Origin of the sequence: Sphaerisporangium sp. NBC_01403 (genome assembly GCF_045040145.1) — a bacterium.
Classification (GTDB): Bacteria; Actinomycetota; Actinomycetes; order Streptosporangiales; family Streptosporangiaceae; genus Sphaerisporangium; species Sphaerisporangium viridialbum.
Genome location: NZ_CP109534.1, coordinates 4165095 through 4179190, shown reverse-complemented (window position 1 = coordinate 4179190; position 14096 = coordinate 4165095). Strand labels below are relative to the sequence as shown.

Sequence of the window (14096 nt, the reverse complement as noted above, 5' to 3'; positions counted from 1 at the left end):
GGAGGAGGTCAACGGTTTACCTTTCGGCGCTCGGAGCGAAGGGCGGCAGCGTGGTTCCGCTGCCGCCTGCCGCTCAGGAGGGGAGGTCACCGGCCCGCCGGAGGGTTGCCGCGGAGGGCCGGTGACGTTCGGGGACGATCAGCCCGCCGCCTTCTGGCCCGCCTCGACGAACTTCTGCCATGCCTCGCCGTAGGGCACGGCGCCCTGGTCCATGCCGATGATGATCTGCTCCACCGCGGCCTTCACCTGGGCGTGCTTCTCACCGAGGAAGGTCGGCTGGAGCGACTTGATGGACGGCCCGAAGATCTTGCCGATGGGCGCGTTGTCGAAGTACTCGTTGGTCGCGCTCTGGAGCTCGGGGTTGTCCTGCGCCGGGATGGTGCTGGGCAGGTTGCCGCCCTCCTTGAACGCCAGCAGCTGCGCTTCCGGGCTGGTCAGGTAGCTGGCCAGCTCGGCGGCCTCCTTCGGGTGCTTGGACTGCTTGGGCACCGCGAGCCAGGAGCCGCCCCAGTTGCCGCCGCCACCGGGAACCGTCGAGACGTCCCACTTGCCCTTGAACTTGTCACCGGCGGTGCCGGACACCACGCCGAGCATCCAGCCCGGGCAGCCGAGGGTCGCGAACTGCGACTTCACGAAGCCCGTGTTCCACGGGTCGGTGAAGTTCTGCAGCTTGGCGGTCAGACCGGCCTGGCTGATCTTCGTGGTGAAGTCGAACGCGGTCTTGACGGCCGGGTTCTTGTCCACGATCAGCTGCTGGTTCTTGTCGAAGTAGGTGACGTTGCCGTTCTTGGCGGACTCCTGCGACAGCACCACGTTGTAGATGGTGTTGACGCTGTCCACGAACTTGGCGTCCTTGACCTTGGCCTGGAAGTCCTGGCCGGCCTTGACGAAGTCGTCCCAGCCGCCGCTCCACAGCTTCGAGACCTCGTCCCGGTCGGTGGGCAGTCCGGCCTTCTTGAACAGGTCGGTGCGGTAGCAGATGCTCATTCCGCCGACGTCGGTGCCGAGGGCGAACAGCTTGCCCTCCGAGTTGAGCCCGTTCTCCCACTTCCACGCGGGGAAGTCGGCCTGACGGCTCTGCAGGCCGTACTGACCGAGATCGGTGAAGAACTGGGGCCGGGCCTTGGCCAGGCCCATGCCGCCCTCGTCGATGCCAACGACGTCACCGGCACCCGTGCCGGACTGGAGCCACTGCAGCATCTGGGGCCAATAGACGTTCTCGAAGCTGTCGGTCAGGTTGTTGTACTTGACCTGCACATTCGGGTGCTCGGCGTTCCACTTCTCAACGGCGGCCTTGTAACCGAAGTTGGTGCCGCCGCCGAAGGTCTGCAGCGTGAGGGTGATCTTCTCCGCCGGCGCGGCTGACGACGAGCCGCCGGTGGTGCTACCGGTGTCGCTGGACGAGCACGCGGTGGTGATTCCGAGCGCGGCGGTCATCACCGATGCGACCGCGAGCATTCTGCCGCGGCGCATGTTGTTCTTCATTCCGGACCCCTCTCAGGTGGTTGCCCGATCGTTGGGAGGTGGCATCGAGGGCCGGCCCCGACAGTCGGGCCCCGCGATGTGCTGGATCCCTCAGTCGTGATCCCGCGAGGGGCTGCCTCGCGAGCGAAGTTTGGGAGCGCTCCCACGAAGAGTCCCCGATAGGCAATGCTGGCGTCAATATGCTGAAACCTAACTGTTACTCCTGGGGCTGTTAGGAGCTTGAAATCAGACGTTGTGCGCGATAAGGACCATTGGCGGTATTGGGAGCGCTCCCACCGTTAACCGGCACAGTCGGGCGCAAATCATCCATGCGCCACGGGATCGCCCGGCTCCCGGACCTGGAGAAAGCACGGTGCCGTACGGCCGGCGGAGTGGGTCGCCGGCCGTACGGCACCGAGGGGAACGGGCGTCCTCCGCGGGAGGGGGAGGGGCGCCTTCGATGGTCGGGAGGGCGGGCGCCCCGCGAGAAGGAGAGCGCCCGGGAGGTAATGTCAGGCGGCGTAGCTCGGGTAGCCGTAGCCGACGACCTGGGAGGCCGGGCGGGTACGGATCTCGACCTTGCCGTTGCCGGTGTTGCCCTCGACGGTCTTGATCGTCCCGTCGCCGTTGTCCTTGATGACGAAGCCGACGTGGTCGATGTTGTCGAGGTTCTTGCTGCGGCCCCAGTCGAAGAAGACGACCGCGCCGGGCTTGGGAGTGCTGCCCCAGCGGTCCTGCGAGGCGAACCACTTGGCGTGCGCGACGGTGTAGGCGTCGACGCCCACGGTGTCCTGCATGCCGAGCTGGCTGCCGACCCAGGAGACGAACATGTCGCACCAGGCGGCGTCGGCGTACCCGGCGATGGAGCCGCTGTCGCGGGCCACGGTCTCCTTGGCCCTCGGGGAGCTCATGTACCAGGAGTGGAACTTGGTGCCGCCACCAGCGCTGTTCTCGGAGATGCCGACCTGTCGCTCCGCCAGCTTCAGGAGCTGCTCGGCGGAGACCTGCCGCACGGTTTCCGGAGCCTTCACGGTGTTCGGGGCCTCGGCGGCCGCGAGGTTGCGGCCCGTGTCGTCGGCGGAGGCGGCGTGGGCCGCGAGAGTCGTGCCCGCCACGGCCTGGGCGACGACCAGGCCGCCGAAGGCGAAGGCTTTGAGATGGTTCTTTGGGGCGTCCAGAAGCCGATGTATCGACATTGACAAGGGGATACTCCTTCTTCCAAGCCGCCTACCGGGTTAGCTGACGGGTTCGGGCGTGGAAGTCGCCCTACGGGAGCGTCCGTGGGAAGTGACGGCCCCGATTCACCCCAGAGGAGGTGGGTCCCCGGCTCCGCGCGACGCGGACTCGGCGTAGCGCGTATCGGCGGGAGAGGGATCTCCGCAGAGGACCGAGCCGCGCTGTGCAATCTCCACGGCACGAGCGGGGTACTCAAACAGGCAGTACCTGTACCAGGAGTCCACTCAGAGTAATACATCGGACAAACACATGCAAACAGGACAAAAGTCCGGGCTGGATGGGGGGCCTGGACGGCAAACCCGCCTTGACCACGCCGGGGCGCAGGGGCTTGGGGTGGCGGTTCACCTGCCTTGACCTGGGTGCGGAGGAACCCTCCGCCCGCCGGGCACGTGACCGGCGGCACCGGAGCGGCCATCGCGCCGGGCCGGGCGAAAGTGATAGTTGCGCAGGTTCGCGCTGCCGTGTCAAGGGGGACTGAAGTGACGTGAGCCCACGGCTGGTACGTGTGATGACGTGGCCGGCCGTCGTGGCATGGCCGCCGAAAGCCCTCCTTTGCTATTCATGAGCGGCGAATACCGTTAACGGTAAATGCCGGGATTTCCGGTTTGCGTTACCCGAACGAGATCACGATGACGTACTCCATCCGGCCCGGTACGGACGTCCTTTCCGTGTACGGCGGAACGCGCGGCTCGTGAACCGGGCACGAAAGGCATCCGGTGCCCATGGCGATCGGAGGGATGGATGGTGAAATATCCCCCATGAGCCACCCCGGCCGTGCTCGCGCCCGCGGACCAGGGCCACGACCAGGGCGGCGACGGGCGCTGACCTCACCCTGGACCTGTACGGCGAGGCCGCGTACCGGCGCGCGAATTCCTTCGGCGCCGTCCACGGACAGCCCGTCGAATGCGCCCCGAAATCAGCGGCTGCAGGTATTTCACGCCATTGGAACGGCCGCGGTGACCGGAAATAGCGGGGCCTGTTGGTATTGGCTGGAAAGGGTGGAGAACATGCGCGGTCCGGGGATCGTCGTGCCGTTGGCGGCCCTGGCATCCCTCGCTGTGGTCGCCGCCCCCTCCGGCCTCATCTCTGGAGGGGGCCCGAGGGCGGCCACCGTCATCACGCTTCCCGTGGCGAGCGCCGGCGCACCGAGGTGCGCCACGGCCGTACCGGCAGAGGTGACCACGCACGCCGGCTGGGTGAGGCTCCTCCGCCCTCCCACCGGGCACCGCCGGAACCACCACCGGCACCGCCGGGAGGCGCTCCGGCACACCCCGGTCCACACTCCAACGAGAACAACTAGACCTGGCTGATCCACCGTTGTTCTCCGTTCACCGGTTGTTACCCCCCGCGTCGGGTCATCCCGTTACGTTGCTTGCGTCGTGAAAGTGTCAATGCCCGGCGTGGAGAGGAACGGTCGAAGCCACGTGCGGGAGCAGGGGTCGGCCGTCGCCTGGGTGGAGTCGCCTCTCCAGTTGCTGTGCGCGGTCGAGGCACGGTATGCCGGGGTCGTCGGGCCGGGCACGCGCGTGGTGACCCGCGCGAAGCTGCCGGGGCTCCGCGTCACCCGCGCCGAGCTGGCCGCCCTCGACCTGCCCGCCGGGCTGGAGATCGAGACCGCCGACGGCGCGATGCCCCGCCCCGGCCGGGACGCCGCGTGGGTCCTCGGAGACGCCTTCTCCGGGAGGATGCAGCTCACCTCGCTCACCGCCGCCCCCGCGCGGATGGTCCTGGTGGACGACGGCCTCGCCACGATCCGCCTGCTGGAGCTGCTCACCGCCAGGCTCGGCACCCCGCTCCTGCGCGCACGCGCCAAGTCCGGCCCGACGCGGCGCGTCCTCGGGGCCGCCGCCGCGGTCCGGCTGCGCGCCGCCGCCCGGGCCGGACGGCTCACGGTGTTCACCGCCCTGCCCGTGCCCGCCGAGCTGGCCAAGGCCGTACAGGGGCTCGGGGCCGAGCTGGTGACCCACGACTTCGCCTGGCTGCGCTCCCAGCCCGCCGTCGCGCACCCACGTCCCCCCGAGAGCACGGTCGTCCTCGGCACGTCGCTGGTGCGCAACGGGCTGATCCACCGCGACCGCTACCTCGCCTGGCTCTTCGGGCTTCAGGGGCCGCTGGCCTACTACCCGCACAGGCGGGAGGACCCCGGCGACCTCGCGGCGGTCCGGGGCCACCCCGGCGTCACCGTCTACGACGGCGGGGTCCCCGTCGAGATGACGCTGCGGGACCTGCGGCCGGGGCAGCGCGTGCTCAGCCTGCCCTCCACGGCCGTCACCTCGCTGCGCGTCCTGCTCTCCGCGCGCGGCGTCCCCGTCGAGACCGTGGAGGTCCCCGACGACTGGTGGACGCCCTCCGCGACGGTCTCGCTCCGTTCACACCTCCAGATGTTCGCGCACGAAAGGGCTTCTCCTTGAGCCGGGTTCTCGCTGTGGCCGATTCGGACTCCTACCTGAAGTGGGCGGCGGGTCTCCTCGACCAGCTGCCCGCCGGGTGGACGTCGACGCTGGCCGTGGTGCGCACGCCGATCGTGCCGTCGCAGGGCCAGATCGCCGCCGCCGTCAACGGGACGCGCTTCGACACCGACCAGCCGCCTTCTGTGGTGCACGCGCGCGGCCTGCGCCGCCTCGCGGAGCGCATCAGGCCGGACGTCGTGCTGGTCGCCTGCACGGGGCCCGTCGTGGACGTGCTGGTGAGCGACGTGTTCGACGGGCTGAGCCCTCGCCCGGTGTTCGTGTCGGGCCTTCCCGGCATCTCGATCCCCGCCACGGAGAAGGCCTGGCTGTACCGGGGCGGATGCGACCTCTTCGTCGTGCACAGCGGCAGGGAGGTCGAGGAGTTCGCCCGCATCGGCAAGGAGCTGGGCGCCGAGGGCTCGGTGGCGCTCGCCCGCCTGCCCTACCTCGACCAGGCCGTCGCGCGCCCCGCCGCCGCCGACCAGCTCGTCTTCTCCTCCACGACGGCCCCGCCGAACCGGGTGGTGTTCGCGACCCAGGCGAAGGTGCCGAAGCGGCGCGAGGAGCGCGAGAGCATCCTGCTGGCCCTCGCGGGGCTCGCCGCCGCCCGTCCCGACCTGGACGTCGTGGTCAAGCTCCGGGCCCTTGAGACCGAGCGCCAGACCCACAACGAGCGGTACCACTACGAGCGGCTGTGGCGGCAGCTCGTCGAGACGGGCGCGGTGCGCGACGGCGCTGTGCGGTTCGCGGCGGGCGCGATGCGCGAGCACCTCGCCGAGGCCGCGGCGTTCGTGACCGTCAGCTCCACGGCGGCCCTGGAGGCCATCGCGGGTAAGGTCCCGCTGCTCGTGCTCTCCGACTTCGGGGTGAGCGCCGAGATGATCAACCTGGTGTTCGAGGACAGCGAGTGTCTCGGCACCCTGGAGGAGCTCGCGCGCGGCGACTTCCGGCAGCCCGCCGCCGCGTGGCGCGACGCCAACTACTTCCACGACCCGGCCGTGAGCGACTGGGTGGTCAAGCTCGCCGCCCTGGTGGACCAGGCGCGCACGGGCGGCCTCGGCCCGGTGCGGCCGCTGCTCGACGGGCCGGGACACGCGGCGGCCCGCCGACGCGCCCGGCTCCGCGTCGAGGTCCCTCCGGACGTGCTGCGCGTCGGCTACCGTGCCGGCCGCCGCGTCCGCCGCTACCTGAAGGCCCTCGGCTAGTCACCCTCAGCCGGCCAGGACCCCCCGGCGGACACCGAGTAAGGCCGGCCACCCGCCGGCCGCGTCACCAACCTGTCAGGACAGAACAGCTAGCGGCGGCCGCGGAAGGTGCGGCGAAGGTCGTCGACCCAGTGGCCGGGGATCTCCCAGGGGATGAAGTGGCCGCCGCTCTCGTGGGCCGTGAGGTTGACGTGGTTGTACCAGCCGGCGCGGTCGCTGTCGAGGAAGCTCTGGACGCGCCGGTCGGTGGTGACGCCGGGCGGGTTCTCGTGGCCGACGAAGGTGATGCCGGTGGGCGCCTCGATCACCGGCCGCCGGTCGTGGGACGGGGTCCAGGGGTAGCGGTTGTTGTTGGCGTAGGTGCGGATCGAGGTGCCGATCGAGTTGGTGACCCAGAAGATCATGGCGTGGGTGAGCAGGTCGTCCTTGGAGAAGACGGTCTCGACGTCACCGCCGTTGTCGCTCCACTTCACCCAGCGTTCGAGTATCCAGGCGAGCATCCCCGCGGGGGAGTCGGTCAGCCCGTAGGCGAGCGTGCTCGGGCCGAGCACGTGCGCGGCGAGGTGGACGGCGAACCGCTTCTCCAGCTCGACGACGCGGGCGTGGACGCCGGCGGGCAGGCCTTCGGGGATGGGCCGGCCACCGCTGAGGTCCCAGGCCCGGTCGCCCTCGAACAGGGTGAGCTTCTGCCCTGACCCGATGTGGATGGCGTACAGCTCGTCGGCGTACTTGTGCCCGAGCTGGCCGGTGACCAGCGCTCCGACGTCGCACCCCGCGGCGGCGTACTTGTCGTGGCCGAGGGTCTTGGTCATGAGGCTGTGCCAGAGGTCGGCGACCTTCCAGAAGTTCATGTCCGGGTTGTCCGGCAGCGGAGTGGAGAACCCGAAGCCGGGGAACGACGGGACGATCACGTCGAACGCCTCGGCCGGGTCGCCGCCGTGCGCGCCGGGGTCGGCCAGCGGGTCGACGACCTTGGACCAGTGCCAGAACGTCCACGGCCAGCCGTGCGTGAGGATCAGCGGCGTCGGGTCGTCGCCGGCTCCGGGCCTGCGCATGAAGTGGACCGGCACGCCCTCGACGTCGACCTGGTAGTGCTCGTAGGCGTTGATCGCGGCTTCGGCCTTCCGCCAGTCGTAGCCGGTGCGCCAGTAGTCGACGAGCTCGCGCAGGTAGGCGCGGTCGACGCCGTAGTACCAGTCCTGGTTGCCCGCGTCGACCGGCCAGCGGGTGAGGTCAAGGCGCTGCCGGAGGTCGGCGAGCACGTCGTCGGGCACGTGGATCGGCGCCGGCGCAAGGGGGAACGGCCGGGGATCGGACATGGTTCTGTCTCCTGTTCACGTTTCGTGCCGCGCGTCGTGCTCACCGGTTCGCCGCCGGTTGAGATCGACTATGCGGGCCAGGGCAGGCAGGGCCGCCGCGATGGCCGTCCGCTCGTCCGGGGTGAGCCGGCCGGTGAGCTCCGCCAGGTGTGCCATTCGCTCGGCCCGCCGCCCGTCCACGATCGCGGCGCCGCGCGCTGTATCAGAAACTAATGTAAACGCCTCAGCGGGTGAGGGCGCGGCGGAGGCGGGTGGTGAGGCCCCTGGCCTTGGCGGGGGGTTCCGGGGCGGGGATCAGGCCGACGGAGGCCAGGCGGCGGTTCTTGAAATAGCGCGCCTCGGCGCCGTGGGTCTCGATGTAGCGGGCGGCGGGCTCGCGCAGCTCCGGGTACGACTCGCTCTGCATGCAGAAGCCCACCGCGTCGACCAGCCCGGCGAGGTCGGCGTCCGGCGGGTCGCCGATCGATCCGTCCGGGGCGAGGCGGGGCACGGTGGCGTCGACGATCGTGACCGGGATCCGGTTGCTGTTCTCGTAGGGCGCGAGCCGTTCGAGCACGGTGTCGCAGCCCATCGTGGCGATGGGGATGCCGAACAGCCGGTGCGCGGTCATCAGGGCGGTGGAGAAGCAGCCCACCACCAGTTCGGGCCGCAGGGCCTGGAAGCACACCTCCGCCGGGACGGTCTCACCGGCCACGCTCAGCTCCACGCCGAGCTCGCCCGCGACCGCGCGGAGCTGCTGGGCGTGGCGGCGCCCCGCCGCGGGGTGCGGCTTGAACAGGACCTCGCGGTGGCCCCGCGCGGCGAGGGCGCGCAGCATGGCGGCGTGCAGCTCCGCCTCCTCCTCGGGGGTGACGATCTCCAGGGCCGAGAGGTACTGGCCGAGGATGACCGCGTCGCCCTTGAGGCCGTCCGGCGCGGGCATCGCGTCCAGGACCCCGCGGAAGGCCGCGTCGGGCAGCGGGTCGGGGGCGACGCCCACCTCCCTTAGCAGCAGCGGGACGAGGCCGGGCACCAGGTCGAGGTGGAGCAGCCGGGTGATCCTTCCGTAGATCTCCTGCGGCAGCGGGTCGCGGGTGGGCCCGTAGCTCATCAGGCCGTCGGAGTACACCGTGATGGGGCAGTCGCGGATCAGCGCCGCCACCGTCCTCGACGGGGGGACCGCGACGGACTCCAGGACCAGCTCGTCCGGGCCGTCGTCCAGCGACAGGTGGGACCGCAGCAGGCGCCCGAGCATGGGCACCTCGATGACGCGGGCCTTCCAGTCGGAGGGGTGCAGGGGCGCCAGGATGTCGTTCCAGGACCAGACCTCGTCGAAGCGCCCGCGCAGCGCGGCGAAGCCCGGCGCCTCGTCCAGGGACGGGGTGACCTCCGGGATCGCGGCGTTGTTCGACACCAGCAGGATCCTGCGCCCCGTGTGCGGGCCGAACCTGCCGGCGTCGATCGTGGCGGCGAGCGTCATCGCCCCGAAGAACGTCGAGCTGTAGAAGACCTGGGTCACGTGCGGCTCTCCTCGGACTCTCGGTGGTGCCGGGGGAGCAGCGGGCGCAGCAGGGCGGCGCGCTCGGGCTCCAGTCCCGCGCCCGTCACCAGGCTCGGCGGCAGGCCGGCGAGGACGTCCTGCGCCCGGGCCTCGAACCGGGCGCGGAGCGCGGGGGAGAAGCGGTCGCCCAGCTCCAGGTGGTGCGCGAGCAGGGCGCAGAAGGTGCGCACGGCCTTGGACAGCAGGTCGCGCTCGTTCTCCACCTGCTTGAACACCAGCTCGAACGCGTCGAAGAAGTGCAGCTGCCGCTCGTCGCCGATCTGGGTCAGCGACGAGGGCACCATGCGCCGGTAGAAGACGCCGGCGAGGGAGGCCACCGCGAACGAGCGCGCCTCGCGGTGCAGGCGCCAGATCCAGGGGCGGTCCTCGGCGGTGTGCAGGTGGCCGGGGAAGGCGAGCAGGTCGCCGAGGTCGCGCCGGTAGATGCCGGCCCAGGCGTACGGGTAGTCCACCATCGTCTTGGCGCCCGCCGGGAGGATGCCGTCCCTCGGCCTGAGCACCACTCCCCGCCTGGCCTCCGGCGCCCGGTGGACGGTCCGCTTGCGCCCCTCCACCTGGACGTGGTCGACCCTGACGAAGTCGCAGCCGAGGCCCTCGATCGCGGCCACGAGCCGGGGGAGGTACCCCGGCGCGAGCCAGTCGTCGCCGTCCATGAAGGTGACGTACCTGCCGGACGCCAGCGACAGGCCGGCGTTGCGCGCGTCCGCCAGCCCCACGGGCGACGCGTTGCGCAGCACGGTCAGGCCCGGGAGGTCGTCGCGGAAGTCCTCGATGATCCTCGGGGTCGCGTCGGCCGAGCCGTCGTCGACGACGACGAACTCGAAGTCGTGCCGGGCGTTGCGCCGCAGCGAGGTGAGCGCGTCGGCGATGTACGGCTCGGCGTCCCTGACCGGCACCACGACGGACAGCGTGATCACCGGTGGCCCCCAGCGTGCGTCACTTGGTGATTCTCCTCTGGTCCTCAAGGCACGGCGCGGGCCCTCGGACGGACGGCGGAACGGATGGACGGGTGGTGCGAACGAGCGGATGGTACGGGCGGTGCGGGTGGTGCGGATGCCCTAGCGCTTCGGGGCCCGCAGACCGTGGTCTGAGGGCCCCTTCGGACGGTGGCGCGGGTCGTGCCTGGACGGGCGTCAGACGGTGACGCGGCGCAGGCGGGCCTTGGGGGCCTCCTCGCCGGGGAACACCCGCTTGACGCCGTCGCCGAGGGCGGACTCGATGATCCGGATGTCCCGCACCAGGTGCTCCAGCCCGCTCGGCTCCAGGGAGGCGGCGTGGTCGGAGCCCCACATCGTGCGGTCCAGCGTGATGTGCCGCTCCACGGTGACCGCGCCGAGCGTGACGGCGGCCAGCGAGATCTGCAGGCCCCGCTCGTGCCCGGAGTAGCCGACCGGGACGCCGTAGCGGTCCTGGAGGGTCATGATCGTGCGGAGGTTGGCCTCCTCCGGCGGCAGCGGGTAGGTGGAGGTGGCGTGCATCATCACGAGCTTGGAGGTGCCGAGGATCTCGACGGCCTCGTCGATCTCCTCGAGAGTGGACATGCCGGTCGACAGGATGATCGGCTTGCCCGTGGCGGCGAGGCGGCGGAGCAGCTCGTGGTCGGTCACGCTGGCCGAGGCGACCTTGTGCGTGACGACGTTCATCTCCTCCAGGAAGTCGACCGAGGGGATGTCCCACGGGGAGGCGAACCAGTCGAGGCCCCGCTCGGCGCAGTACTTCGCGATCTGGGTGTACTCGTCGCGGCCGAACTCGGTGCGGATCTTGTACTCCATGTAGGTCATCTCGCCCCACGGAGTCTGCCGGATCTGGTTTCGCTGCTCGAGCGGAACGCAGATCTCGGGCGTGCGCTTCTGGAACTTCACGGCCTGGCAGCCGGCGTCGGCGGCGACGTCGATGAGCCGGCGCGCGATGTCCAGGTCGCCGTTGTGGTTGATGCCGATCTCGCCGATGACGTACACCGGCTGCCCGGGGCCGACCAGCGACTCGCCGATCCGCACCGGGGCGCCCTTCACCCGCAGCGTGGCGCGCGGGCCCGCGGCCGTGGGCTCGGCGTCGGCGGGCCGCGAGGCGAGCACGCGGTCGCACAGCTCGCGCACGGCGCCCGCGCCGCCCTGGTGGTCGAGCACGATGCGGGCGGCGGCCCGTACGCGGGGGTGGGCGTTCGGCACGGTGACCGGCCAGCCGACCAGGTCCATGCAGCCGAGGTCGTTGACGTCGTTGCCCACGTAGGCCACGCGGGCGGGGTCCAGGCCCTCGATGCTCAGCCAGTCGCGCAGCGCGGTGTGCTTGGAGGCGAGGCCCTGCAGGACCGGCACGCCGAGCTTGCGCGCGCGGGCGGCGACGACCGGGTTGCGCTCGGTCGACAGGATCAGCAGCTTCACGCCCGACCGCTTGAGCAGGGAGATCCCGAGGCCGTCGGAGCGGCTGACGGCGACCGCCTCGCGGCCGTCCTGGTCGACGTAGACCAGGTCGTCGGTGTGCACGCCGTCGAAGTCGGTGATCACCGCGTCCACGTCGACCGGCCCGGGCCGGTCCACGAACGGCGCGAGCGCCCGTACCATCTCCAGGTCCTCGGGGGTGTCGACCTCGACGGCGTGGCGCGGCGGCACGGGCTGGACGGCGACGGTGCCGAAGAACCGGTGGCCGTGCTCCCGCAGGCCGGCGGTGCGGATGGCGTAGAAGGCGCCGGTCTCGCGGTACTCCGCCTCGCGGTCCTGGCGGCGCGGGCGGTGGGCCGGGTCGTGGTTGACCCCGCTCACGCCGCCGTCGCGGGCGGCCCACACGAACTCGTGGGTCGCGAGACCCGAGAAGACGACGTCGGCGGTCCCGTCGAGGACCTTCGCGACCGCGGCGTCCAGGTCGGCGGCGTCGATGAAGGCGCTCGTGCACTGGACGAGCACGACGACCTCGGGGTCCGCGTCGAGCTGGTCGAGCGCGTGGAGCAGGGCCGACTCGCTGGAGGCGGTGGCGCCGCTCAGCTCGGCGGGGCGCTCGATCACGCGGGCGCCCGCGGCCTTGGCGGCGGCGGCGATCCCCTCGTGGTCGGTGCTGACCACGACTTCGTCGATCAGCTCGGCCCCCGCGCAGGAAGCCACCGCGCGGGCGACCAGGGGCGTGCCGCCCACCTTGGCCAGGTTCTTGAGCGGGACGCCCGCAGAACCTCCACGGGCGGGGACGACGGCCAGGACTCGCAAGGTGACTCCCTGATATGCGGTGTAACGAGCGGTCGTCGCGGCGACACGCTCGTAGGGTGTCACGCACGCTAACCACCGGTTCAGTCCCGCAAGGGGAGCCTGAGCTGAACGCCCAGCGTCGCTCCTGTTAACTCTTGGCGAGCCGTTATTCGATCATCGGCAGCCGCAGGACGAACCTCGTGCCCTCCGGGACGTCCTCCACGTGCAGCGTCCCGCCGTGCGCGATGGCGACGTCGCGGGCGATGGCGAGCCCGAGGCCGGTGCCGCCCCGGTCCCTGCTCCGCGACTCGTCGAGCCGGGCGAAACGGTGGAAGACGCGTTCCCGGTCCTTCTCGGCGATGCGGTCGCCGTCGTTGGTGACCGCGAGGACGGCCGTGCGGTGCGAGCCGCTCACCTCCACCTTGATCATGCCGGCGGCGTGGCGCCGCGCGTTGTCGAGCAGGTTGCCGATCACCCTGAACAGCTGGGTCCGCACGCCGAGCACGACCACGTCCTCCTGGAAGTCCGTGATGACCGGCACCTGCGCCGGCCGGCGGGCGATCTCCTCGGCCGCCAGGTGCCCGAGGTCGACGCACTCCTGCACGGCCGGGCCGCTGGATCCGAGCCTCGCCATGAACAGCAGGTCGGTGATGATGGCCTCCACCCGGTCGGTGTCGCGCAGGGCGCCGTCCACCAGGCTCACCAGGTCGGTGTCATCGGGATGCAGCCGTGCCTCCTCCAGTTGCGCGCGGAGCCCGGCGATCGGGGTGCGCAGCTCGTGGGAGGCGTCGGCGGCGAACCGCCGCTGCTGCTCGACCGAGTGCTCCAGGCGCGCCAGCGTGCTGTTGACGGTCCTCGCCAGGTTGGAGATCTCGTCCTCGCCCGGCGGCTCCTGGACCCGGCGCGACAGGTCGCTGACGGTGATGTGGGCGAGCTCCGCCTGGATGTTGTCGACCGTGCGGAGACCGCGGTCGGCCCCCTTCCAGGCGATCCAGCCGATCAGTCCGGTGAGGGCCATTATCTGGAGGCCGACGGCCACGTCCAGGACGCGGGTGGACAGCACGGCGGGGGTGTGCTTCGCGGCGTACACGACCGGTGAGCCGGGCCTCGCGCCCGCCAGGGTCGCGGTCACGTGGAAGCACTCCCCGAAGCTCCGTGGGCACGTCGTGAAGTCCACGAACCGGTCGGGGAGGTCGGGCCGCACCTCGCTGAGCGGCGGCACTCCGCCGGCCTCGGCCGTCGCGGCCAGCAGGTGGCCGCCGGGACCGACCACCTGGATGACGTCCACGCCGCCGGGACCGGGCGCGATGGGGTTGCGCAAGGTCGTGTTCCGGTACGCCACGACGATCTGGGAGGCGGCCTCCCTGGTCTCACGCCAGATGGACGTGGCGACCGCGCCCCTGATGACCATGTCGGCCGCGAGGCCGAGGGGGACCAGGAAGAGGCCCGCCAGCACGAGGGCGAGAAGGGTGACCTGCCCCCGGATAGATCGAGGCCATGGGGCGGCCCGTGGGAGGGACATTGGCAAAGGCTACTGGCGGGGATCTCCTTCAAGATCCGCGAGGCGGGAAAGAGGTGCTCAAGGGATGGCAAAGCCGCCGGGCGCGGGGCCGGGCGAGACACCGGGGGAGCCTAGCGTCCGGCGTGCCGGGTCATCCGATCCGGTCGCCGGCCTGGTTGTGGGTCTCCCGGTCGCGGCCTGGGACCGC

The 14096-nt window shown here is 71.1% G+C and carries 10 protein-coding genes and 1 riboswitch; of the genes, 2 read left to right on the top strand and 8 right to left on the bottom strand.

From position 1 onward, the window contains the following. Positions 1–138 precede the first annotated feature (138 nt). Both OG589_RS18885 and OG589_RS18880 read right to left on the bottom strand, forming a co-directional pair. A complete protein-coding gene (locus OG589_RS18885; protein ID WP_405150786.1) occupies positions 139–1485 on the bottom strand; it encodes an ABC transporter substrate-binding protein in 1347 nt (448 codons plus the stop codon). A gap of 491 nt (positions 1486–1976) precedes the next feature. Then, a complete protein-coding gene (locus OG589_RS18880) occupies positions 1977–2660 on the bottom strand; it encodes a CHAP domain-containing protein (protein ID WP_405150784.1) in 684 nt (227 codons plus the stop codon). A 14-nt stretch (positions 2661–2674) separates the two neighbouring features. Continuing rightward, a riboswitch (cyclic di-AMP (ydaO/yuaA leader) is annotated at positions 2675–2824 on the bottom strand. A gap of 1300 nt (positions 2825–4124) precedes the next feature. On the opposite strand from OG589_RS18880, the gene OG589_RS18875 reads away from it, so the two are divergent. Together OG589_RS18875 and OG589_RS18870 are read left to right on the top strand one after the other, a co-directional pair. Then, on the top strand, positions 4125–5111 hold the full coding sequence (locus OG589_RS18875) for a hypothetical protein (protein ID WP_405150783.1): 987 nt from the start codon (positions 4125–4127) through the stop codon (positions 5109–5111). Between the two features lie 14 nt (positions 5112–5125). Continuing rightward, on the top strand, positions 5126–6355 hold the full coding sequence (locus tag OG589_RS18870; protein ID WP_405150781.1) for a DUF6716 putative glycosyltransferase: 1230 nt from the start codon (positions 5126–5128) through the stop codon (positions 6353–6355). 89 nt (positions 6356–6444) lie between these two features. On the opposite strand, the gene OG589_RS18865 is transcribed toward OG589_RS18870, so the two are convergent. The 6 genes from OG589_RS18865 to OG589_RS18840 all read right to left on the bottom strand — a co-directional run bounded on the left by OG589_RS18865 (position 6445) and on the right by OG589_RS18840 (position 13909). Beyond that, positions 6445–7674, bottom strand: a complete 1230-nt coding sequence (locus OG589_RS18865) for an epoxide hydrolase family protein (RefSeq protein ID WP_405150780.1) — start codon at positions 7672–7674, stop codon at positions 6445–6447. 15 nt (positions 7675–7689) lie between these two features. Beyond that, entirely contained in the window at positions 7690–7830 is a 141-nt protein-coding gene (locus tag OG589_RS18860; RefSeq protein WP_405150778.1) for a hypothetical protein, read from the bottom strand. Positions 7831–7897: 67 nt separating this feature from the next. Beyond that, on the bottom strand, positions 7898–9172 hold the full coding sequence (locus tag OG589_RS18855) for a polysialyltransferase family glycosyltransferase (protein WP_405150777.1): 1275 nt from the start codon (positions 9170–9172) through the stop codon (positions 7898–7900). Further along, positions 9169–10131: a glycosyltransferase family 2 protein gene (locus OG589_RS18850; protein ID WP_405150776.1), complete on the bottom strand. Its 963-nt coding sequence runs from the start codon at positions 10129–10131 to the stop codon at positions 9169–9171. Before OG589_RS18850 ends, OG589_RS18855 begins: the two co-directional genes overlap by 4 nt. A 216-nt stretch (positions 10132–10347) precedes the next feature. Continuing rightward, on the bottom strand, positions 10348–12408 hold the full coding sequence (locus OG589_RS18845) for an N-acetylneuraminate synthase family protein (RefSeq protein WP_405150774.1): 2061 nt from the start codon (positions 12406–12408) through the stop codon (positions 10348–10350). Between the two features lie 145 nt (positions 12409–12553). Then, positions 12554–13909 carry a sensor histidine kinase gene (locus tag OG589_RS18840; protein ID WP_405150773.1) on the bottom strand — a complete coding sequence of 452 codons (1356 nt, stop codon included), beginning with the start codon at positions 13907–13909 and terminating at the stop codon, positions 12554–12556. Positions 13910–14096 lie beyond the last annotated feature (187 nt).